Annotated in this window: 16 protein-coding genes; 11 read left to right on the forward strand and 5 right to left on the reverse strand. The window is 71.3% G+C overall.

Features of this window, described 5'->3' with window-relative positions; all coding sequences use genetic code 11:
• Positions 1-4 precede the first annotated feature (4 nt).
• Both DM194_RS12470 and DM194_RS12475 read right to left on the reverse strand, forming a co-directional pair.
• Entirely contained in the window at positions 5-1501 is a 1497-nt protein-coding gene (locus DM194_RS12470) for an ATP-binding protein (RefSeq protein WP_111067589.1), read from the reverse strand.
• Complete coding sequence (locus DM194_RS12475; protein WP_111067590.1) at positions 1498-2241, reverse strand: response regulator; 744 nt, start codon at positions 2239-2241, stop codon at positions 1498-1500. The genes DM194_RS12470 and DM194_RS12475 overlap by 4 nt, the downstream gene beginning before the upstream one ends.
• Before the next feature lie 257 nt (positions 2242-2498).
• On the opposite strand from DM194_RS12475, the gene DM194_RS12480 reads away from it, so the two are divergent.
• The 4 genes from DM194_RS12480 to DM194_RS12495 all read left to right on the forward strand — a co-directional run bounded on the left by DM194_RS12480 (position 2499) and on the right by DM194_RS12495 (position 7589).
• The gene (locus DM194_RS12480) at positions 2499-3104 is read left to right on the forward strand and encodes a Spy/CpxP family protein refolding chaperone (RefSeq protein WP_111067591.1); all 606 of its coding nucleotides are present in this window, start codon (positions 2499-2501) and stop codon (positions 3102-3104) included.
• Positions 3105-3290: 186 nt separating this feature from the next.
• Positions 3291-5828 carry a helicase-related protein gene (locus tag DM194_RS12485; protein WP_111067592.1) on the forward strand — a complete coding sequence of 846 codons (2538 nt, stop codon included), beginning with the start codon at positions 3291-3293 and terminating at the stop codon, positions 5826-5828.
• A 96-nt stretch (positions 5829-5924) separates the two neighbouring features.
• Positions 5925-6374: an RNA-binding S4 domain-containing protein gene (locus DM194_RS12490; protein WP_111067593.1), complete on the forward strand. Its 450-nt coding sequence runs from the start codon at positions 5925-5927 to the stop codon at positions 6372-6374.
• Positions 6375-6488: 114 nt separating this feature from the next.
• Positions 6489-7589, forward strand: a complete 1101-nt coding sequence (locus DM194_RS12495) for a Tim44 domain-containing protein (RefSeq protein ID WP_111067594.1) — start codon at positions 6489-6491, stop codon at positions 7587-7589.
• Positions 7590-7684: 95 nt separating this feature from the next.
• Here the strand turns inward: DM194_RS12495 and DM194_RS12500 are convergent, their stop codons facing one another.
• Both DM194_RS12500 and DM194_RS12505 read right to left on the reverse strand, forming a co-directional pair.
• Positions 7685-8782, reverse strand: coding sequence for an ABC transporter ATP-binding protein (locus tag DM194_RS12500; RefSeq protein ID WP_111067595.1), 1098 nt, complete (start codon positions 8780-8782; stop codon positions 7685-7687).
• A gap of 19 nt (positions 8783-8801) precedes the next feature.
• Positions 8802-10001, reverse strand: coding sequence for an extracellular solute-binding protein (locus DM194_RS12505; RefSeq protein ID WP_176581385.1), 1200 nt, complete (start codon positions 9999-10001; stop codon positions 8802-8804).
• Positions 10002-10376: 375 nt separating this feature from the next.
• On the opposite strand from DM194_RS12505, the gene DM194_RS12510 reads away from it, so the two are divergent.
• The 7 genes from DM194_RS12510 to DM194_RS12540 all read left to right on the forward strand — a co-directional run bounded on the left by DM194_RS12510 (position 10377) and on the right by DM194_RS12540 (position 20309).
• On the forward strand, positions 10377-12785 hold the full coding sequence (locus DM194_RS12510) for a transglycosylase domain-containing protein (protein ID WP_111067596.1): 2409 nt from the start codon (positions 10377-10379) through the stop codon (positions 12783-12785).
• A gap of 96 nt (positions 12786-12881) precedes the next feature.
• Complete coding sequence (gene icmH / locus DM194_RS12515) at positions 12882-14114, forward strand: type IVB secretion system protein IcmH/DotU (RefSeq protein ID WP_111067597.1); 1233 nt, start codon at positions 12882-12884, stop codon at positions 14112-14114.
• Between the two features lie 10 nt (positions 14115-14124).
• On the forward strand, positions 14125-16230 hold the full coding sequence (tssM, locus tag DM194_RS12520; RefSeq protein WP_111067598.1) for a type VI secretion system membrane subunit TssM: 2106 nt from the start codon (positions 14125-14127) through the stop codon (positions 16228-16230).
• A 10-nt stretch (positions 16231-16240) separates the two neighbouring features.
• Entirely contained in the window at positions 16241-16930 is a 690-nt protein-coding gene (tagF, locus tag DM194_RS12525) for a type VI secretion system-associated protein TagF (protein WP_246024221.1), read from the forward strand.
• Positions 16931-17046: 116 nt separating this feature from the next.
• Positions 17047-18705 (forward strand): tetratricopeptide repeat protein, encoded by a 1659-nt coding sequence (locus DM194_RS12530; RefSeq protein WP_111067599.1) that lies wholly within the window; start codon positions 17047-17049, stop codon positions 18703-18705.
• Entirely contained in the window at positions 18702-19985 is a 1284-nt protein-coding gene (locus DM194_RS12535; RefSeq protein WP_111067600.1) for an MFS transporter, read from the forward strand. Before DM194_RS12530 ends, DM194_RS12535 begins: the two co-directional genes overlap by 4 nt.
• 102 nt (positions 19986-20087) lie before the next feature.
• A complete protein-coding gene (locus tag DM194_RS12540; protein ID WP_111067601.1) occupies positions 20088-20309 on the forward strand; it encodes a hypothetical protein in 222 nt (73 codons plus the stop codon).
• A gap of 3 nt (positions 20310-20312) precedes the next feature.
• Here the strand turns inward: DM194_RS12540 and DM194_RS12545 are convergent, their stop codons facing one another.
• Entirely contained in the window at positions 20313-21416 is a 1104-nt protein-coding gene (locus DM194_RS12545; protein ID WP_111067602.1) for a PA0069 family radical SAM protein, read from the reverse strand.
• Positions 21417-21462 lie beyond the last annotated feature (46 nt).

Raw genomic sequence — 21462 nt, forward strand, 5'->3', positions numbered from 1 at the left:
GATATCAGAGCGGCAGGGTCACCGTCGCGCGCAGGCCGCCCCCATCGCTTCTGTCGCGGTTGGACAGGGTCACGTCGCCGCCATGGCCGCGGATGATGCTGCGGGCGGTGGACAGGCCCAGCCCGACGCCGCCGGTATCGCGGGAGCGCGAGCGTTCCAGCCGGTAGAAGGGGGCGAAGACCTTCTCGAACTCCGCCTCCGGGATGCCGGGGCCGTCGTCGTCGATGTGGATGCGGGCCTGCCGGCCGGAAGCCTGCCCGTCCATGCCCGCTCCCTCCGCCAGCCGCAAGGTGAAGCCGCCGCCATACTTGATCGCGTTGTCCATCAGGTTGGCGAAGGCCCGGCGCAGGGCCACCGGGCGGCCTTCCGCCACCACATGGGCGGGACCGTCATAGACGGCGCGGTGGCCGGCATCGACGCGGTCGTCGCACAGGCTCTGCAGCAGGTCGGCAAGGTCGAAGCGGACGCGCGGCTCGCGCTGGGCATCGTCGCGGGAGAAGGCCAGCGTGGCGGAGATCATCGCTTCCATCTCGTCCAGGTCGGCCAGCATCCGCCGCTGCATCTCCGGATCGTCGACCAGCTCGGCGCGCAGGCGCAGGCGGGTGATCGGCGTGCGCAGGTCGTGGCTGATCGCCGCCAGCATCTGGGTGCGGTCGGCGACGAAGCGGGCGAGCCGCGCCTGCATCCGGTTGAAGGCGCGGGTGGCGGCGCGCAGTTCGCGCGGGCCCTCCTCGGGCAGGGGCTGGGCCTCGCCGTCGACGCTGAGCCGTTCGGCGGCGGCGGCGAAACCGGCTAGCGGCGCGGTCACCCGCCGGGCGGCCAGCAGCGAGACCAGCAGGATGACCGCCACCACCGCCCCCATCCAGAACAGGAAGCGGACGATGCCGAAGGGGCCGGCCAGCGGATCGCCGCCGGTGAAGCTGAGCCACGACCCATCGCCGAGCCGCACCGACAGCCGGACATGCGGCCCCCAGCGCCGGTACTCGTCGCCCATGGCGGGCGGGTGATGGTTGTTGCCGTCATCGCGGGCTTCGCCATGGGGCGGGCGCTGGACCTCCACCAGGATGTTGCGGTCGGGCGAGTCCAGCGACTCGCGCAGCCGGCGCTTCAGCCCGTCGAACCGGCGGCCGGAATAGGTCTCCTCCGGCAGCGGGGGCGGCCGGTCGGCGCGCCACTCCACCCGCAGGACCGGATCGTCGATGGCGCGCACCACCCGCCCGCGGCCCTGCGGCGGGGTGCTTTCCACCAGTTGGACGATGGCGGTGATGCGCTGGACCAGCACGTTCGGCCCATGGATCGGCGGCCCTTCGCTGCGGTCGGTCAGATAGACCAGCGCGCTGATCGCCTGGGTGAGCAGCAGCGCCAGCACCACCGTCAGCGCGATGCGCGCGGCGAGGCTGTCGGGAAAGCGGAGGCCCAGGCGGCGGAAGGCGCGGCGGCGGACCGACGGGCGATGCGGCGCCTTGGGCTTTCCGGTCATGTCGTCCGGCCGGGCGGTCATGGCGCCGCGCTGCCGCTGGTCACCGACGGGGTGAAGAGATAGCCGCCGCCGCGCACGGTCTTGATCAGGGTCGGTTCGGCCGGGTCGGGTTCGATCTTGCGGCGCAGACGGCTGACCTGCACGTCGACGGAACGGTCGAAGGGAACCGCCGAGCGGCCGCGCGCCAGATCCAGAAGCTGGTCGCGGGTCAGCACCCGCTGCGGATGCTCGGCGAAGGCGACCAGCAGGTCGTATTCACCGGCCGACAGCTGGACCAGCACGCCGTCGGGCGACCGCAGTTCCCGCTTGGTGAGATCGAGCGACCAGCCTTCGAAACGCAGCACCGCGCCGGCCGCCGCCGGGGCGCCCGCCACCGGCGGGGCGGCGACGCGGCGCAGCACCGCCTTGATGCGGGCCAGCAGTTCGCGCGGGCTGAACGGCTTCGCCAGATAGTCGTCGGCCCCCATCTCCAGCCCGACGATGCGGTCGGTCTCCTCCCCCATGGCGGTCAGCATGATGACGGGGGTCTGCGCCGTCTGAGGCGCGGCGCGCAGGCGGCGGCAGAGCGACAGCCCGTCCTCCCCCGGCAACATCAGGTCCAGCACGATCAGGTCGACGCGGGCGCCGTCGAGCGTGCGTATCATTTCCGCCCCGTCCCTGACCCCGGTGACCCGGAAGCCGTGCTTGGTCAGGAACTGGGCGACGAGGGAGCGGATTTCGCGGTCGTCGTCGACGACGAGGAGGTGGGGTGTGCGGTCCATGGCTCCCATGATCGGGCGAGGCGCGGTGGGCGTGAAGGGGAAATGTGTAACGGCGGGTTACGGGATGGCCGGCGGTTACACTCTGTTACCAAATGACCGGTTTGCGGACATTCGACCGCAACGTTCGGCGCCCATTGTCTGTTCACCGGGACAGCGGCGGCAATGCAGCCGGCAACGTCCCAACGAAATAACCCCCTTCAAATCCGGGGTTTCGTCAGCGCCGTGATCCACGGTTCAAATACTGAGGAGTTGTCACCATGAAACGCGCCCTTCTGACGTCCGCCCTGCTGGTCGCCGGTCTCGGCATGGCCGTTCCGGCCTTCGCCCAGGGGGGCCCGGCCGGTGGTCCGGCCGGTGGCCCGCAGGCTGGCGGTCCCGGCCCCGACCGCCAATTCGCCCGCATGTGCGATGACCAGGAGGCCCGTATGGCCGGCAGGCTGGCCTATGCGGAGAAGAAGCTGAACATCACCGAACAGCAGCGCGCCGCCTGGACCAAGTTCGCCGACGCCGCCCGCTCCAGCCTGAAGCCGACGCAGGACCTCTGCGTGAAGTTCAAGGACGCCCCGCGCCCGGCGGCCCTGCCGCAGCGCCTGGAGCGTGCCGAGCAGATGATGCAGGCCCGCCTGCAGCAGGTCCAGACCGTCCGCCCGGCCCTGACCGACCTCTACGCCCAGCTGACGCCCGACCAGCAGAAGCAGGCAGACCGCATGCTGAGCCAGGGCATGGGCGGCATGGGCGGTTACATGGGCAAGCACATGGGCGGCCCGCGCCATCACGGCATGGGTCCCGGTGGAATGGGGCCGGGTGGGATGGGTCCGGGAAAGGGCCCGGGCCCGGCACCGGCACCGGCACCGCAGCAGTAACCCGGGAACCGACGTAACAGAAAAGGACAGGCTCCCGGCGGCGACCCCAAGCCCCCCACCGCAGCCGCCGTGAGACTGAAGGCCGCCGAATTCCCATTCGGCGGCCTTTGTCGTTCGGGAGAGGGAAGGGGATAAAGACAAGCCGCCGCTTGCATTGCGGGCTTCCGCACCCCAAAGCTTAACACCATGACGTCCTCTCACGCTTCGGCGGGCGGCGGTCTCGGGCGCGGGGGCCGTGTGGTCGCCGTGCTGGGGCCGACCAACACCGGCAAGACCTATCTGGCGATCGAGCGCATGCTCGGTCACCGGTCCGGCATGATCGGCTTTCCCCTGCGCCTGCTGGCGCGGGAGAATTACGACCGCATCGTCTCGATCAAGGGAAAGAACGCGGTCGCATTGGTGACGGGGGAGGAGAAGATCCTGCCGCCCAACCCGTCCTATTGGGTCTGCACCGTCGAATCGATGCCGCTGGACCGTGCCGTCGATTTCCTGGCGGTCGATGAAATCCAGCTCTGCGCCGATCCCGAGCGCGGCCATATCTTCACCGACCGGCTGCTGAACGCCCGCGGCATGGTCGAGACGATGGTCCTGGGCTCCGATTCGATGCAGCCGATGATCCGCCGGCTGGTGCCGAAGGCGGAGTTCATCAGCCGGCCGCGCTTCTCCCAGCTGACCTATGCCGGCTACAAGAAGCTGACGCGGCTGCCGCCGCGCTCGGCCGTCGTCGCCTTTTCCGCCACCGACGTCTATTCCATCGCCGAGATGATCCGGCGCCAGCGCGGCGGCACCGCCGTGGTGCTGGGGGCGCTCAGCCCGCGCACGCGCAACGCGCAGGTCGGGCTCTATCAGGCGGGGGAGGTGGATTATCTGGTGGCGACCGACGCCATCGGCATGGGGCTGAACATGGACGTCGACCATGTCGCCTTCGCCCGCATCGTCAAGTTCGACGGCTTCGCCCCGCGCCGGCTTCGCCCCGCCGAGGTGGCGCAGATCGCCGGCCGCGCCGGCCGCCACATGCGCGACGGCACCTTCGGCACCACCGACGAGGTGGGGGAACTGGACGCCGATCTGGTCAGCCGCGTCGAGAACCACGAGTTCGAGACGGTCAAGGCGCTGTCCTGGCGCAACAGCGCGCTCCGCTTCGACACGCCGGGCTTCCTGCTGAAATCGCTGGAGGAACGGGCGCCGATCCCGGAACTGAGCCGCGTGCGCGAGGCCGATGACCACCTGGCCCTGCAGGCGCTGGTGCGCGATCCGGAGATCATGGACCTCGCGCGCGGCCGCGATGCGGTCAAGCTGCTGTGGGAGGTCTGCCAGGTTCCCGATTTCCGCAAAGTGCTGTCCGACGCCCACACCAAGCTGCTGGCCCAGGTCTTCCGCAGCCTGCGGGGGCCCCTGCGCCGGCTCGACGACGATTGGGTGGCGAAGCAGATCTCGCGGCTCGACCGGACCGAGGGCGACATCGACGCGCTGGTCGCCCGCATCGCCCATATCCGCACCTGGACCTACATCTCCAACCGGCCGACCTGGCTGAAGGACCCGCTGCACTGGCAGGAGCGCACCCGCGCCATCGAGGACCGGCTGTCCGACGCCCTGCACGAGCGGCTGACCCAGCGCTTCATCGACCGCCGCTCCGCCACGCTGGCCCGCACGCTGAAGGACGGGCGCTCGCTGCTGGGCGGCGTGCGCGCCGACGGCGAGGTGGTGGTGGAGGGGCATGTGGTGGGGCGGCTGGAGGGCTTCCGCTTCGTCCCCGACGCGCCCGACCGCTCCGACGAGGCGAAGTCGCTGCTGACCGCCGCCCGCCGGGCGCTGCGCGACGAGTTGGCCAAGCGCCTGCGCGCCTTCGAGGCCGAGCCCGACGATGTCTTCGCCCTTGGGCCGGACGGGGTGCTCAGCGCCGACGATCTGCCGGTGGCGCGGCTGGCCGCCGGGCCGTCGGTGCTGACGCCGCTGGTGGTGCCGTTCGACGAGGGCATGCTGGACCAGGCCCAGCGCGAGCGGGTGCGGGCGCGGCTGGACCGCTGGCTGAAGGACCACATCGCCGCCCGGCTGAAACCGCTGTTCGCCCTGTCCGCCGCGGAGGGGCTGTCCGGCCCCGGCCGCGGGGTGGCTTTCCAGCTGGTGGAAGGGCTGGGCGTTCTGCCGCGCGCACCCGTCGCCGCCATGGTCGAACAGCTGGAGCGCGAGGACCGCAGGACGCTGGGCAGGCTGGGTGTCCGGCTGGGCGTGTCGCACCTCTATCTGACGGCGCTGGCCAAGCCGGCGGCGGTTAGTCTGCGCGGGCTGCTGTGGGCGGTGTCGAAGGGGCATCCGCTGCCGGTGCCGATCCCGCCGCCCGGCCGCGTGTCTGTGGAGGCGCCCTCGGTCAAGGACGGCGGCGCGCCGCCCGCCTTCTGGGAAGCCATCGGCTATCCGCTGGCCGGCGGCCGGGCGTTGCGCGTCGACATGCTCGACCGGCTGGAGACGGAACTGCTGACGGCGTCCAAGGCGAATGCGCCGATCCGCGAGGTGGCGCTCGGCCAGCGCGTCGGCCTGTCGGCGGAGGAGCTGGGCGCGGTGCTGAGCGGGCTCGGCTATGTGCGCGCCGAAGGCGAGGACGGGGCGGTGACCTGGAAGCGGAAGCGTCCGCAGGGGCAACGCCAGGGAAACCGGCAGCGGCGGGAGCGGCCGACGAACGAGGACCACCCGTTCGCCAAGCTGCGGCAGCTGTCGGGGATGTGAGGGGCTCTCCCCTCCACCGCCAAGGGCGGGAGAGGGTTGGGGAGGGGGCATGACAACCCCACGGATAATGAACGAAATCAACCGACGGAAACGCCCATGAGCAACACTGCCGGCAACACCGACACCGACGACTCCACTCCCGGCCGGCTGCGGCTCGACAAGTGGCTTTGGTACGCGCGCTTCTTCAAGACGCGCAGCCTTGCCGCCAAGCTGTGCAACGACGGGGGCGTGCGGCTGTCGGGGGCGGTGGTGACCAAGGCGCATGCGTCGGTGAAGCCGGGCGACGTGCTGACCTTCGCCCAGGGGCGGCACATCCGCGTCATCAAGGTGGTGGCGCTGGGCAGCCGCCGCGGACCGGCGCCGGAGGCCCAGGCGCTGTACGAGGATCTCGCCCGGCCGGTGCCGGAGGAGCGGCTGCAGGATCCCTACCGTGCGCCGGTGCAACAGCCCGGCGCCGGGCGCCCGACCAAGCGCGACCGGCGGGCGATCGACGCCCTGAAGGGCGATCCCCTGATGGATGCTGCGCTGCAGAATGAAACTGATTGAGCAGCGGTACCGATTGTTGCTGGAAAAAAGTGAGACCGCCTCTTAAACCGGGTGGCCGGCACCCCCATGTGGGAAGGCTGGAAAACCGACCAGATGCGACAAGCGAGCACGAATATGAGCGAGAAGACCCGACCTTCGAGCCTTTCCGCCACCTCCACCAAGATGCGCGGGGCCCGCGCCGCCACCGCCGTGGCGGTTGCGCTGGTGATGGCGTTGGCTGCCGGCACCGCCGACGCCCGCGCCGGCAAGAGCAGTTCCTCGGGCAGCCGCGGCAGCCGCACGACCGAGGCGCCGGCCGCCACCTCCACCGCGCCCAACGCGGTCTCGCCGATGGAGCGCTCCGCCGCCCCGGCGGCGGCTCCGGGCGCGCAGCGCCCCGGCTCGCAGGCCACCGCTCCGGCGGCGGCGCCTTCGCGCGGCTTCTTCGGCGGCGGCTTCATGTCGGGCCTGATGGGCGGCCTGATCGGCGCCGGCATCGGCGCGATGCTGTTCGGCGGCGGCTTCTTCGAGGGTCTCGGCAGCTTCGCCGGCATCCTGGGCTTCATCCTGCAGATCCTGCTGGTCGTCTTCCTGGTCCGTCTGGCCATGCGCTTCTTCCGCAACCGCTCGCAGACGGCGAAGACCGCGGCGCCCGGCGGCCCGCTCGGCTCGATGGGCAACCAGATGGGCGGCGGCCCGGCCTATGCTGGCGGCCCGCAGGGTGGCCAGATGAACCGCGACGCGGCCGACGTCCGATACAACCCGGTCGGAGGCGCCCCGATGGGCGGCGGCAATGCCGGTCCGGCCCAGCGCCGTCAGGCTTCCGACGAGGTCGGCATCCAGCCGGCCGACTTCGAGGCGTTCGAGCGCCTGCTCGTCACCGTCCAGACCGCCTACGGGCGTGAGGATGTGGACACTCTGCGCGCCGCCACGACGCCGGAGATGCTGGCCTACTTCACCGAAGACCTGACCGAGAACCGCAACCGCGGCGTGGTCAACCAGATCAGCGACGTCCGCCTGCTGCAGGGCGATCTGGCCGAGGGCTGGCGCGAAGGGGCGCAGGAGTACGCCACCGTCGCCATGCGCTTCTCGCTGATCGACACCACGGTGGAGCGCGCCAGCGGCCGCGTGGTGGAGGGCAACGCCTCGCAGCCGACCGAAGCGACGGAGCTGTGGACCTTCGTCCGCCCGCGCGGCGGCCAGTGGCAGCTGTCGGCGATCCAGCAGGCCAACTGACGGCCCGACTGACGGCACAGTCTTCCCAATGCGAAACGCCCCGGCCGATTGGCCGGGGCGTTTTCGTTTGTGCGCTTTATTTTCTTGGGAGTTCCTTACCCCGTCGGCAGAACCACCGCGTCGGTAGCCCGGAAACCCAGCCGCACGGTCTCGCCGGGGACGAAGACGGGTTCCTGGCCCAGATGCGGCATCTGAACGGTCAGCCCGCCGTCGAGGAAGGCGTTGACGAAGGCGCCCTCGAAGTCGCTGTGGCTGACGCGGGCGCTCAGGCCGTTTTCACCCGGGCCACTGCCACTCGGGCCATTGCCGCTCAGGCCGTTGCCGTTCCCGCCGGGAGTCAGCCGTTCCGGCCGGACGAACAGGGTGGCGCGCTCGCCCACCGCCAGCCCCCGCGGGTTGCGCCCGCGCAAAGGGCCGAAGGCGGTGTCGAGTACCGCCCAGCCTTCCGCCGCTTCGACCACCGGGCCGGCGAAGCGGTTCGACTCGCCGACGAAGGACGCGACGAAGGCGGTTTCCGGGTGGTCGTAGATGGTCTTGCCGTCGCCCACCTGTTCCAGCACGCCGCGCGACATCACGCCGATCCGGTCGGACATGGTCAGCGCCTCGCCCTGGTCGTGGGTGATGTAGATGAAGGTGACGCCGGTGCGTTTCTGAAGCTCGCGCAGCTCCGCCCGCATATGCTGGCGCAGCTTGAGGTCCAGCGCCGACAGCGGTTCGTCCAGCAGCAGCACCGCCGGTTCCACCGCCAGCGCGCGGGCGATGGCGATGCGCTGGCGCTGGCCGCCGGACAGGTCGGTCACCCGCTTGTCCGCGGTGTCGGGCAGGGCCACCAGTTCCAGCAGCTCCCGCACCCGGCGGCGGCGGTCGGCCGCCGGCACGCCGCGCACCTCCAGCCCGAAGCCGATGTTGTCCGCCACCGTCATCAGCGGGAACAGGGCCAGGTTCTGGAAGATCAGCGCGGTCGGCCGCTTGTTCGGCCCGATCCCCTTCATGTCCCTGCCGCCGATGCGGATGACGCCCGCCGTCGGTTCCATGAAGCCGGAGATCATGCGCAGGATGGTCGTCTTGCCGCAGCCCGAGGGGCCGAGGAAGCTGAAGAACTCCCCGGCGCCGATGGTCAGCGACACGTCGCGGACGGCGACGGTGTCGCCGAACCGCATGGTGACATGGTCGAGTTGGACGTCTTGGCTCATGGCCCCTGCTGTATGCCGATCACGCCGCCAGGAAGCGATCCTGGTACTCGTTGCGGATGGAGACGTACCACGCCTCCTGGATCGGCCACCACCACAGCTTCTGCAGCGCGTCGCCCGGATAGGCGTCGGCGAAGAACTGCTTGTTCAGGTCGGTCAGATGCGCCTCGGCGCCGACCGAGGTGCTGGCGATGCCGGAATGGTTGGTGTAGAGCGCGCCCGCCTCCGGCGTGTAGAACCAGTTGATCCAGGCATAGGCGTTCTCCAGGTTCTCCGCCTTCTTCGGGATGGCGAAGCCCTCCATCCAGGCGAGAGCGCCCTCCTTCGGCGCGACGAAGCGGATCGGCAGCCCTTCCTTGCGCAGCGCCACGGCGCTGCTGTCCCAGGTCTGGCCGATGACGCAGCCGTTGGTGCGGAAGGCGCCCTGGGCCTCGTTCTCGTTGGTCCAGAACTGGGCGACCGACTTCTTGTTGGCGGCGGCCACCTTGAGGATGGCGTCGAAGTTGGCGCGCGCCTTGGCCTCGTCCTTGAACTGGTCGCGGACGGGGTGAGGCAGCTTGCCCTGGCTTTCCAGCCACAGCGCGATGCCGATCAGCGAGGAATGGCCGCGCACCGTCACCTTGCCGGCATTGGCCGGCGTCCACAGATCGCCGTAGCTGGCGGTGCCGTAGGCCAGCGGCGCCTTGTTCATGTCGAAGGCCAGCGCCTCCGTCCCCCAGTCGGCCGGGGCGAAATAGCGATTGGCCCCGACGACGCCGCCCATTCCGGCGGATCCCTCGACCGAAGACTTCAGGCAGCCGTCCCACTTCACCTTCGATTCGTCGAGCGGCTGCACCAGCTCGTACTCGACATAGTTCGGCACGCGGTCGACGGTGGGGTGGATGATGTCGAAGCCGGCGCCGCCGGTGGCCTTCAGCTGGTTCAGCAGCTCGTCGTTGGTGCCGTATTCGGTCAGGGTCGCCTTGACGCCGGTCTTCTTCTCGAAATCGGCCAGCATGTCCGGGCTGATGTAGCCGGCCCAGGAGAAGATCTTCACCGACCCCGACGCGGCGCGGCCCTCGCGCAGCACGAAGGGACCGACCGAGGCGACGCCGGCCGCCGCCGCCGCGCTCTGCAGCAGCAGGCGGCGGGTGAAGCTCTTGGCGGCGCGCTGCGTCTCGGCGCTGGACCGCTGGGTCTCGGTCTTGGCGTGATCGACCTGGGCGTTCTCGGTCTTGGACATGGCGTCCGGTCTCCCTGGCTCTTGTTTGGCGTTTGAACGGCTGGCGTTCAGACGGGCTGGCGTTTCGGCCGATGGCGCGGCCCCGCTCAAGGCGCGAAGTGTGCCTGAGACGAAACTGCCCCGTCCATGCCGGAAGTCGGGCCTCCGACAAACTTCATAGAGCCGTCATAACGCCCCCTTCTCCTTCGCGATTCTCCATCTCGAAATTGCGGATAGCGTCATCCTTTCGCCACGGTCGCGGGACAAATAATCGCCGGGCCGCCGCCGGTCTTCCGGCGAAGCGGGTGTGGGCGTATGAGGACCATTGCGGGGAGTGTCTCCCGGCAAGACACCGACTGAAACCCTCCCCATCCGACAGGGCTTTGCGAGCGCGCCGTGACAGCCGACCGACCGGACCACATGACGGAGCAGCACCGGACGGGTCAGCTTTATGCCGGCCCCCGCCCTGTCCGCACCCGCGAAGACCCGTCGCCGCTGGACAAGCTGTCGGGCCGGCTGTCCGCCGGTGCCATCGCCCGCAGCCTTGCCCGCGACATCGCGTCCGCGGCGCTGGCGTCGCTCGGCCGCGGCAAGCGCCGCCGCAAGACGCCGCCGTCGGCCGCTCCTCCGCCGACGCCCTACAAGCAGGTCCGTCGGCCGCGCCGCCGCTCCGGCCTGCCGTCCTTCACATTGCCGTCCTTCACCCTGCCAAGGATCTCCTTGCCCAAGCTCCGCTCGTCCAAGCCGTCCGTCCGCCGGTCCGGCGGCTCCCAGCCGCCGCAGCCGCCGGTCCCGCCCGCCGGGCGCCCCGGCCGGGCGCCGCAGCCGCCCCGCAAGGGGGGAGGATGGGGCAGGCGGCTGGTGCAGGGGGGGCTGGTCGCCGCCATCTGGTGCGGCATCGGGCTGGGCGCGGTGCTGGCCTGGTTCGCGCTCGACCTGCCGGACATCTCCAAGGTGGCGCAGTTCGAACGCCGCGCCTCCGTCACCGTGCTGGCCGCCGACGGGACGGAGTTCGCCCGCTTCGGCGACCTGCACGGCACGACGCTGAGCGTGCGCGACCTGCCGCCGCATCTGGTGGACGCCGTACTGGCGATCGAGGACCGTCGCTTCTACAGCCATTTCGGCATCGACCCGCTGGGCCTGGCGCGCGCCGTCTACGTCAATTGGCAAGCCGGCCGGGCGGTGCAGGGCGGCTCCACCATCACCCAGCAGCTCGCCAAGAACCTGTTCCTGACGCCCGAGAAGTCGCTGAAGCGCAAGATCCAGGAGGCGATGCTGGCGCTCTGGCTGGAGAGCCGCTTCTCCAAGGACCAGATCCTCACCGCCTACCTGAACCGCGTCTATCTCGGCGCCGGCACCTTCGGGGTGGACGCCGCCGCCCGCACCTATTTCGGCAAGCCGGCGACGGCGGTCGACATCCGCGAATCGGCGGTGCTCGCCGGCCTGCTGAAGGCGCCGTCGCGCTACTCCCCCAGTTCCAACCCCGATGAGTCGGCGGAGCGGGCGCGGGTGGTGATGGCGGCGATGCTGGACGCCGGCTATCTCACCCAGGCGCAGTACGAGGCGGCCCGCGCCGCCAAGCCCTCGCCCAGGCGCAAGCCGCGCGGCGACGGCCGCTATTTCGCCGATTGGGTGACCGATCTGGTGTCGGGCTTCGCCGGTCCCGACCATGGCGACGTGATCGTCCGCACCACGCTGGACCTGAAGATGCAGCGTGCCGCCGAACAGCGGTTGGAGGCGCTGCTGGCCGGTCCCGGCGCCGCCGCCAACGTGCGCCAGGGCGCCCTGGTCGCCATGAGCCCCGACGGCGCGGTGCGCGCGCTGGTCGGCGGGCGCGATTACGACAGCAGCGAGTTCAACCGCGCCACCCAGGCGATGCGCCAGCCGGGCTCCGCCTTCAAGCCCTTCGTCTATCTGGCGGCGCTGGAGGCCGGCTGGTCGCCCGACAGCGCCATCGAGGACGGGCCGGTCCAGTTCGGCACCTGGAGCCCCGGCAACTATGACGGCAAGTATCGCGGCAGCATCACCCTGGCCGCGGCGCTGGCCTATTCGTCCAACACGGCGACGGCGCGGCTGACGGAGCGGGTCGGAACCGACCGGGTGCGGCGCATCGCGTCGAATCTCGGCATCGCCTCGCCGCTGACCCGCGACCTGTCGCTGGCGCTCGGCACCAGCGAGGTGACGCCGCTGGAACTGGTGCGCGCCTATGCCGGCATCGCCAACCGCGGCGCCCCGGTCTGGGCCTATGCAATCACCGAGATCAGGAGCCGCGACGGCACTGTCCTCTATCGGCGCCAGGGCGGCGGCGGCGGGGCGGTGGTCGATCCGGCCCATGCGGTGCGGCTGACGCAGATGATGAGCGGCGTGCTGGATTACGGCACCGGCCGCAGCGCCCGGCTGAACCGCCCGGCGGCGGCCAAGTCCGGCACCACTCAGGACTATCACGACGCGTGGTTCGTCGGCTTCACCGCCGATCTGGTCGCCGGGGTGTGGCTCGGCAACGACAACAACGACGCGATGAAGAAGGTCACCGGCGGCAGCCTGCCGGCCAGGCTGTGGCGCGACTTCATGATGGACGCCCACGCCGGCAAGCCGGCCCGGCCGCTTCCCGGCCTGGACGGAGCCCCCGCCTGGACGCCGCCGCCCGGCGCGGTGCCGCAGGGCGGCGTTCCGGTCGCCTCCGCCGAGGAGAGGTCGGGCGGCGGGATCGGGTCGCTGATCGAGAAGATCGCCGGCAGCCCGTCCATCCCCTCCGGCACCGCGCCGCGGGTGCAGTACGACTACAGCAACAGCGGCGTGCGGTAGGGGAGGGGCCGTAGCGGAGCCGCCACCCCCCAGGTTCCCCACACCGCCCCGACGCTGCTATACCTCCCCCCGAATTTCCCCGACAGCGGACGAGACATGCAGGCGGACGAGAGATTGGACGGAGCGGAACTGCTGGCGGAGGCCGCCCCGCCGCCCGCCGCCGGCACCCCCGATCCGCCTTCGCGCCCCCGCGACTCCCTCAACCCGCTGCTGACCGTCGCCGCCCCGGTGCTGGCGCTGGCCGGAACCTTCCGCGACCGCGCCCTCGCCGACCCGCCGCGGGCCGCCGCCGCCGCGGCTCTGGAGCGGTTCGGCCGCGAGGCCGCCGCCGCCGGCCTCGACGCCGAGGACATCGCCGCCGCCCGTGTCGCGCTGTCCGCCACGCTGGACGACATCGCCCGCGCCGCCGGACATGGCGGGGCGGCGGTGGCGGAGCCCGGTGCCGGGGTGCGCTTCTTCGACCTGCTCGACGGCATGCTGGGCGACCCGCGCCGCCACCGCCATGCGCTGGAAGTGTTCTACGCCTGCCTGTCGCTGGGCTTCGAGGGGCGGTTCCGCGACAAGCCCGGCGGCGCCCACGACCTCGCCCGCCTGCGCGACGAGCTGTACCGCATCCTGCGCCGCGCCCGCGGCGACGTGGCGGCGGAGCTGTCGCCGGCCTGGGCCGGGGTGACGGAGCCGTTCCGTCCGCTGGGGCGCGGCTTGGGCGCTGCCTTGCCCGGCTGGATCCTTTGGGCGGCGGTCGCGCTGGGCCTGTCCGGCCTCTATGTCCATCTCGCCGGCACCCTCGACCGGCAGGCGGAGCCGGTGGCGGCCCGCATCGTAGCATTGCTGCCCGACCGCCCGATCGAGATCGCGCGGATGGTCCCGCCGCCGCCGCCCACCGCCGGCCCCGCCCTGATCGCCCGCATCACCGGCCAGCTCGCCCCGGAACGACGCATCGGCGCCGTCGAGATTCTGGCGGGGGAGGACGGCGCCCTGGTGATCCGCATCCCCGCGGCGGCGATGTTCGCCACCGGCGGCGACGCCGTGAAGGCCCGCCACCGCGCCATCGTGGAACGGGTGGGCCAGACCCTGGCGGCGGAGCCCGGCCGCGTCCTGGTGGTCGCCCATACCGACGACCAGACCCCGGCGGCGGGCCGGCTGCCCACCGCCCAGGCCCTGACCGACGCCCGCGCCGAAGCCGTGCGCAAGCTGCTGGAGCGCAGCATCGCCCCCGACCGCCTGTCGGCCGAGGGCCGTGGCGACCGGGAGCCCGTCGCCCTGAACGACACGCCCGCCGGGCGCGACGCCAACCGGCGGATCGACATCCGCCTCTATCCGCAATAGGGCGCCCGCCATGGCCGATCCCCGTCCCGCAAAGGCAGGCGCCAAACCGTCCAGGCGCCGCCGCAGGCCCGCCGCCGTCCCGTCGCCGCACCGTTCCGCCCGCACCCGCTGGGCGCTGTCGCTGACCGGCGCGCTGGCGTTGGGGCTGGCCGGCTGGCTGCTGCTGCCGCGGCTGGCTGCGGCGCTGGCCCCCCATCTGCTGCCGACCGTCCAGGCCGACTGGAGCGTCCGGCTGCTGCCGCTCGTCCTGGCGCTCGCCGCATGGGTGGCGGTCAACCGCCGCATCGACGCCCGCGAGCGCGCCGCCAACTCCCGCCTGCTGCAAGCCCTGGCCGCCACCCGCGATCCCGAGCTGAAGGCCTCGCTTGAAGAGATCGCCACGGTTCGCAAGCGGATGGACGCGGTGCTGGCGCGGCTGCGCAAGCGGCGCGGCGGCCGTTACCTCTACCAGCTGCCCTGGTATCTGGTGATCGGCGCCCCCGGTTCGGGCAAGACGACGGCGCTGGCCAATGCCGGCTTCGGAGCCGCCGCGGCGGATGGCAGCGTCGTGGAACCGCTGGCCGGCCTGGCCGGCACCCGCAACTGCGACTGGTGGTTCACCGACCGCGCCGTGCTGATCGACACCGCCGGCCGCTATACCACCCAGGACAGCCGGCGCGCGGTGGACGGGCGGGTGTGGTCCGGCCTGCTCGACCTGCTGAAGGAGCACCGGCCGCTCCAGCCCGCCAACGGCGTCCTGCTGACGCTGAGCCTGCCGGACCTGGCAAGCTGGGACGAGGCGGAGCGGCGCAACCACGCCATCCTGATCCGCCAGCGCCTGAACGAGCTGCGCGTGCAGCTGGGGGTGCGGCTGCCGGTCTATCTGCTGCTGACCAAGGCCGACCTGCTGGACGGCTTCACCACCTTCTTCGATCCGCTGGACCGCGAGGCGCGGTCGCAGATCTGGGGACTGACCCTGCCGGTGGACGAGCCGGCCCCCAAATCGGCCATCAAGTCAGCTATCAAGTCGCCTATCAAGTCGGCCGGCAGCCCGCTGCCGGTGTTCCGCGATCTCTATGCCGGGCTGGTGCGGCGGCTGGACGAACGGCTGCTCGACCGGCTGCACCAGGAACCGGATTTGCGCCGCCGCGGCGACGCCTTCGTCCTGCCGCTGCGGGTGGCGGAACTGGAACCGGCGCTGGCCGACATCGTCGACACCGTCTTCGGCTCCGAACACGGGGAGGAGACGCCCCGCCTGCGCGGCCTCTACCTGACCAGCGCCACCCAGACCGGCGGGGCGCTCGCCCTGCTGGAGCCGGACCCGGCCGTCCGCGCCTCCACCTATTTCCTCGACCGCCTGCTGCCGGATGTCGTCTTCCCCGAGGCCAACCTCGCCCGGACCGACCGGGCGGTGGAGCGCGCCCGCCGCCGCCGGAGCGCCCTGTCCGCCGCCGCCGCGCTGATGCTCGGCCTTGTGGTCGGCGGCTGGTGGCTGGTCAGCGCCCGCGGCAACGCCGCCCTGCTGGAGCGCGCCGATGCCGGGGCCGCGGCGGTGGAGGCGGCGCTGCTGCCGCTCGACACGCCGCCGCTGTCGCTGGCGCGGGTGGAGGATGCCGACCCGGCGGCGATCCTGCCGGCGCTGGATGCCCTGCGCGCCCTTCCATTCGCCTTCGACGGGTCTCGGGGCTGGATCGACCCGGCGCTGGCCGGCGGGCTGTATCAGGGGGCGCGCATCGCCGGCCCGGCGCAGGAGGCCTACCGCCGCGCCCTGCGCAGCCAGTTCCTCGCCCGCATCGCCCTGCGGCTGGAGGAGCGGCTGCGCGCCGACTGGGCCTTGCCCGACCAGCTGCGCCAGACCCTGCGCGTCTACCGCATGGTCGGCGGGGCGGAGCCGATGGATGCCGGCGCGCTGGCGGAATGGGTGGCGCTGGACTGGCAGCGCACGCTGCCCGGCCCGGACAACGAGGCGCGCCGCCGCGCGCTGGGCGACCATCTGGCCGCGCTGTTCGCCGTCGGCTTCGCCCCGGTCCCGCCCGACGAGGCGCTGGCCGCCCGCGTCGAGGAGGTGCTGGCCCAATCTGTTCCCCATTCCGCGGTTCAGCCCATGGCCCAGCCCGGCGGGGCTCCGTCGCCATGATGGGGCTGCGATGATGGGATCGTTCGGCACGCCGCGCGGCGCCGATCCGGTGCCGGTGATGGGCTTCCACGGCAAGGTGCCGGCGCGCGGCGATTTCGTCGGCCATGGCCTGCCGGCGGCGGTTCTCGGCCCCTGGGACCGCTGGCTGTCGGCCGCCTTGGGCGAGGCCGGGCGGCGGCTGGGCGGCGAATGGGATTCGCTGTTCGCTCAGGGTCCGGTCTGGCGCTTCGCCCTGTCCGCCGGCCTGTGCGGCGCCGCCCCGCTGGTGGGGGTGTGGATGCCCAGCGCCGACCGTGTCGGCCGCAGCTATCCTTTCACCATCGCCGCCGGCCTGCCCGCCGGCTTCGACATCGCCGACACCCCCGCCGCCTGTGCCGCGTGGCTGTCCCGTGCCGAGGCGCTGGCGGCGGACGCCTGCCGCGCCGGCGCCGACGTGGAGGGGCTGCCGGCCCGCCTCGCCATCCTCGGCCGCCCGGAGCCGGAGCGCGTCAGCCCCGCCACCCGCGCCCTGCTGAACCGCCTGTCCGGCCCGCTGGGGAGGGATGCCAGCCTGTGGTGGACCCGCGGCGCCGGCCGCGTCGCCCCGTCGCTGCTGTCCTGTTCCGGCCTTCCCGCCGGCCCGCGCCTGACCGCCTTCCTCGACGGCGCCTGGAGCCGCTGGGGCTGGGAGAACACTGGCGAGGGGCAGGGCGAGAGGTAGGGGGGAGTGTGCGTCCCGCGTCCGGCGCCCAAGATCGAAAGGCTGTAGCGGAGCCGCAATTCCCGGTATGGTGCGGCGATCTTTTCGTGTTCCCGCCGTCCCCTGGAGCCGCAGCGATGACCGACACCCCCGCCCCGACTCTGATGGAAGCGGCCAAGCGTTTCCGCGGCAACGATCTGGCGGGGGCGGAGGATGCCTGCCGGGCGATCCTGGCGACGGATCCGCACAATGCCCAGGCGCTGCATCTGCTGGGGCTGGTCGCCGCCCACACCGACCATCCCGACTATGCGCTGACCCTGTTCGCCCAGGCCATCGCGGAGAACGGCAACGACCCGTCCTTCCACAACAGCCGCGGCAGCCTGCTCTTCCAGCAGGGCCGCGCGGCGGAGGCGGAGGAGGCGTTCCGCGCCGGCCTCGCCATCAACCCGCGCCTGCCGGAACTGCACGGCAACCTCGGCAACGCGCTGAAGGTGCAGGCAAGGCTGGAGGAGGCGGCGGACTGCTTCCGCACCGCGCTCGGCCTCCGGGCGGAAGCGCCGGAGATGCACCATTTCCTCGCCGCCACCCTGCGGGAGCTGGGCGATCTGGAGGAGGCGGAGCAGCATTTCCGCGCCGCGCTGGAGCAGGCTCCCGACTATCTCGACGTCCATTACAGCCTGGCCGAACTGCTCTCCACCCGCGGCCGGCTGGCGGAGGCGGAGGCGGAGTTCCGCATCGTTCTGGCCGCCGCCCCGCGTTTCGTCCCGGCCCAGGTCGGCCTCGCCCATGTGCTGCAGAGCCTGGACCGTGCCGCCGAGGCCATCGAGGTGATCGAGGCGGCGCGCGAGCAGGCGCCCGACCACCCGATGGTCAAGTTCACCCGCCGGCTGATCTATTCCAACGCGGTGCCCGGCTGGCATCTGCCGATGATCAACGATTTCGAGCGGAACGAAGCCTACAAGCAGTCGCTGGAACGGGCGGTGAAGCCCGGTTCGCTGGTGCTGGAGATCGGCACCGGCTCCGGCATCGTCGCCATGATGGCGGCACGCGCGGGGGCGAGGAAGGTGGTGACCTGCGAGGTCAACCCGATCCTGGCCCGCGTCGCCAAGGAGACGGTGGCGCGCAACGGCTATGCCGACCGCATCGACGTGGTGCCGCGCCTGTCGACCCAGCTGACGGTGGGGGAGTGCGGCGACCTGCCGGAAAAGGCCGACGTCTTCGTGTCGGAACTGATCAACATCGGCATGCTGGCCCCGCGCATGCTGTCGGTCCTGCAGCATGCCCGCACCCATCTGGTGAAGCCGGGCGGCGCCATCATCCCGCGCGCCTCCACCGTCTACGCCATGCTGGTCGAGACGCCGGAACTGGCCCGCATCAACCCGGTCGAGACCATCGACGGTTTCGACATGGGCAGCTTCGACGTCTTCCGCTCCCCCGGCTACCAGCAGATAGACCTCGGCGCCGACGCCCACACCCCGCTGTCCGAACCCTTCACCGCGCTGGATTTCGACTTCACCCGCAACATGCCGGAGGAGGGCGAGCGGGTGATCGACGTGACCATCGTCACCGGCGGCACCTGCCACGGCGTCGCCTTCTGGTTCGACCTCTTCATGGACGACGAGGTGGTCTACAAGTCGGAAAGCCGCGCCCGCACCAACCACTGGAAGCAGGCGATGACCTTCCTCGAAAAGCCGATCACGCTGTCGGCCGGCGACCGCCTGCGCATCGTCGCCCGCTACGACAACAACCAGATCTCCTTCGGGATCGACGGGTTGACGGGGGGTGAGGGCGTTTGAGCGAAGCCTCCCCCTCCAGACGCGCCATCGCCTCCTGGTGTCTCTACGACTGGGCGAATTCGGCCTACAACACCATCATCACGACCTTCGTCTTCTCGGTCTATTTCGCCCGCGGCGTGATCGGCGATCCGGTGGAGGGCACCGCGCAGTGGGGAGCCGCCATGACCGCGGCCGGCGTCGCCATCGCGCTGCTCAGCCCGGTGCTGGGCGCCGTCGCCGACCGGGCGGGACGGCGCAAGCCCTGGATGGCGCTGTTCACCGGGCTGACCGTGGCCTTCACCCTGGCGCTCTGGTGGGTCAGGCCCGATCCGGCCGATGCCGCCTTCGCGCTCGTCTGCGTGGTGATCGCCACCGTGTCGTTCGAACTGGCCAACGTCTTCTACAACGCCACCCTGCCGGGGCTGGTGCCGCCGCGGCTGCTGGGCCGGGTGTCGGGCTGGGGCTGGGGCATCGGCTATTTCGGCGGGCTGACCTGCCTCGTTCTGGCGCTGGTCGGTTTCGTCCAGGCGCCGGCGCCGCTGTTCGGCCTGCTGGGGGTGGAATGGGCGGATTGGGGCGAGCAGGCCAATGTCCGCGCCACCGCGGTGCTGGCCGCCGCGTGGTACGGGCTGTTCGCGCTGCCCTATTTCCTGTGGGTGCCGGACGAGCCCTCCACCGGCCAAGGGCTGCTGCGGGCGGCGCGTGACGGGGTGGCGACGCTGGTTGCCACGCTGCGGGAGGCCCGGCGCTACCGGCAGGTGATGCGTTTCCTGATCGCCAGCGCCTTCTACCGCGACGGCATCAACACCATCACCGCCTTCGGCGGCATCTTCGCCGCCGGCACCTTCGGCATGAGCTTCGAGGAGATCCTGGTCTTCGCCATCGTGCTGAACGTGGTGGCGGGGGCGGGGGCCATCGGCTTCGCCTGGATGGACGACCGGGCGGGGGCCAAGCCGGTGATCCTGATCGCGCTGGCCGGCATGTCGATCTGCAGCGTGCCGCTGCTGCTGGCGACCGAGCGGCTGTGGTTCTGGGTCTTCGCGCTGGGGCTGGGGCTGTTCTTCGGACCCGCGCAGGCGGCGGGACGCTCGATGATGGCGCGGCTGGCCCCGCCGGGAATGGCGGGCGAGATGTTCGGGCTCTACAGCCTGACCGGGCGCTTCGTCGGCTTCTTCGGCCCGCTGCTGTTCGGGCTGGCGACCCAGGCCTTCGCCAGCCAGCGTGTCGGCATGGCGACGGTTCTTGCTTTCTTCGTGATCGGATTCGGGCTTATGCTGGCGGTTCGCGAACCGGCCCGTTAAAAGGGCTGCGTCAAAGCGCCGCACATGAGATCATTCGAGGGCAGAGCTGTTACCTTCGTTTTTGCTGCGACGCACAAAAGTCGAAGCCGAGGGGTACGGACCATGCTGCACATCAACGATATCGAAGCCTTCGCCCGCATCAACGAGGCGTTGAACGAGGACGCCGGCACCGGGCAGGCCGATCATTCCGGCCAGGATACCGCCGGCCCGGCCCATCCCGCGCTGGTGATGGCGATGCTGGCGACCGGCCGCCTTCCGCTGTCGGCCGTTTCCAAATCGGCCGAACCGCTGACGCCCTTGGGCAAGATGCTCCGCCGCTCCTGACGGTCACAACAGCGACAGCTGGAGCGGCAACTGGTCCCCGGCGGCCGGCGGCACCCGGAAGCGGCTGCAGTCGAGGTGCCAGTTGCGGTCGCCCAGCCCATGCTTCCGGCAGGCCAGCTTGAAGCGGTGGCGCAGCAGGTCGGCGTAAGCACCGGTGCCCTTCATCCGCGTGCCGAAGCCGGAGCGGTACAGCGCGCCGTCGCGGCTTTGCCGCATCAGGCTCAGCACGCGGTCGGCGCGGTTGGGAACATGGGTGCGCAGCCACTCCTCGAACAGGGTGGCGATCTCCAGCGGCAGGCGCAGCAGGATGTAGCTGGCGGCGGTCGCCCCGGCCCCGGCCGCCGCCTCCAGAATCGCCTCCAGTTCATGGTCGTTCAGCGCCGGGATCATCGGGCTGGCGAGCACCGCCACCGGAACGCCCGCCTCCGCCAGGGTGCGGATGGTTTCCAGCCGGCGCGGCGGGGTGCTGGCCCGCGGTTCCATCACGCGGGCGAGGTCACGGTCCAGCGTGGTGACGGAGATCGCCACCGAGGCCAGCCCCTCCGCCGCCATCGGCGCCAGGATGTCGAGGTCTCGCAGGACCAGCGCCGATTTGGTGATGATGCTGACCGGCTGGTTGAAGTCGCGGCAGACCTCCAGCACGCGGCGGGTGATGCCCTCCGTCCGCTCGATCGGCTGGTAGGCATCGGTGTTGGCGCCAAGCGCCAGCGGCTGGCAAACATAGGATTTCGCCCGCAGCTCCTTCGCCAGCAGTTCCGCCGCGTTGCGCTTGGCGAACAGCTTCGTCTCGAAATCCAGCCCCGGCGACAGGTTCAGATAGGCGTGGGTCGGCCGGGCGAAGCAGTAGATGCAGGCATGCTCGCAGCCCTGATACGGATTCACCGACTGGTCGAAGGCGACGTCGGGCGACTCGTTGCGCGCGATGATCGACTTGGCCGAGGCCGGGGAGACGGTGGTGCGCACCGGATCGCTCAGCGCCTCGTTCCCGCCGGACTCATAGCCGGTCCAGCCGTCGTCGGTCAGGACGCGGGTGTCGCGCTCGAAGCGGCCGGTGGCGTTGCTCACCGCGCCGCGGCCCTTGATCGGCGGTCGCTTGATCTCATCCATGCCCGCAGCTTAGCCGCGGACAAGAGGAACGTAAAGGGAACAGAAA

Source organism: Azospirillum ramasamyi (assembly GCF_003233655.1).
Taxonomy (GTDB): domain Bacteria; phylum Pseudomonadota; class Alphaproteobacteria; order Azospirillales; family Azospirillaceae; genus Azospirillum; species Azospirillum ramasamyi.

What these genes read in the sequence shown, in the direction of transcription:
- DM194_RS12540 (WP_111067601.1), top strand. Translation starts at nt 20,088, where the DNA reads ATGCTGCACATCAACGATATCGAAGCCTTCGCCCGCATCAACGAGGCG.
- DM194_RS12485 (WP_111067592.1), top strand. Translation starts at nt 3,291, where the DNA reads ATGACGTCCTCTCACGCTTCGGCGGGCGGCGGTCTCGGGCGCGGGGGC.
- DM194_RS12545 (WP_111067602.1), bottom strand. Translation starts at nt 21,416, where the DNA reads ATGGATGAGATCAAGCGACCGCCGATCAAGGGCCGCGGCGCGGTGAGC.
- tssM (WP_111067598.1), top strand. Translation starts at nt 14,125, where the DNA reads ATGGCCGATCCCCGTCCCGCAAAGGCAGGCGCCAAACCGTCCAGGCGC.
- DM194_RS12530 (WP_111067599.1), top strand. Translation starts at nt 17,047, where the DNA reads ATGACCGACACCCCCGCCCCGACTCTGATGGAAGCGGCCAAGCGTTTC.
- DM194_RS12470 (WP_111067589.1), bottom strand. Translation starts at nt 1,501, where the DNA reads ATGACCGCCCGGCCGGACGACATGACCGGAAAGCCCAAGGCGCCGCAT.
- DM194_RS12490 (WP_111067593.1), top strand. Translation starts at nt 5,925, where the DNA reads ATGAGCAACACTGCCGGCAACACCGACACCGACGACTCCACTCCCGGC.
- DM194_RS12480 (WP_111067591.1), top strand. Translation starts at nt 2,499, where the DNA reads ATGAAACGCGCCCTTCTGACGTCCGCCCTGCTGGTCGCCGGTCTCGGC.
- DM194_RS12505 (WP_176581385.1), bottom strand. Translation starts at nt 10,001, where the DNA reads ATGTCCAAGACCGAGAACGCCCAGGTCGATCACGCCAAGACCGAGACC.
- DM194_RS12475 (WP_111067590.1), bottom strand. Translation starts at nt 2,241, where the DNA reads ATGGACCGCACACCCCACCTCCTCGTCGTCGACGACGACCGCGAAATC.
- icmH (WP_111067597.1), top strand. Translation starts at nt 12,882, where the DNA reads ATGCAGGCGGACGAGAGATTGGACGGAGCGGAACTGCTGGCGGAGGCC.
- tagF (WP_246024221.1), top strand. Translation starts at nt 16,241, where the DNA reads ATGATGGGATCGTTCGGCACGCCGCGCGGCGCCGATCCGGTGCCGGTG.
- DM194_RS12495 (WP_111067594.1), top strand. Translation starts at nt 6,489, where the DNA reads ATGAGCGAGAAGACCCGACCTTCGAGCCTTTCCGCCACCTCCACCAAG.
- DM194_RS12500 (WP_111067595.1), bottom strand. Translation starts at nt 8,782, where the DNA reads ATGAGCCAAGACGTCCAACTCGACCATGTCACCATGCGGTTCGGCGAC.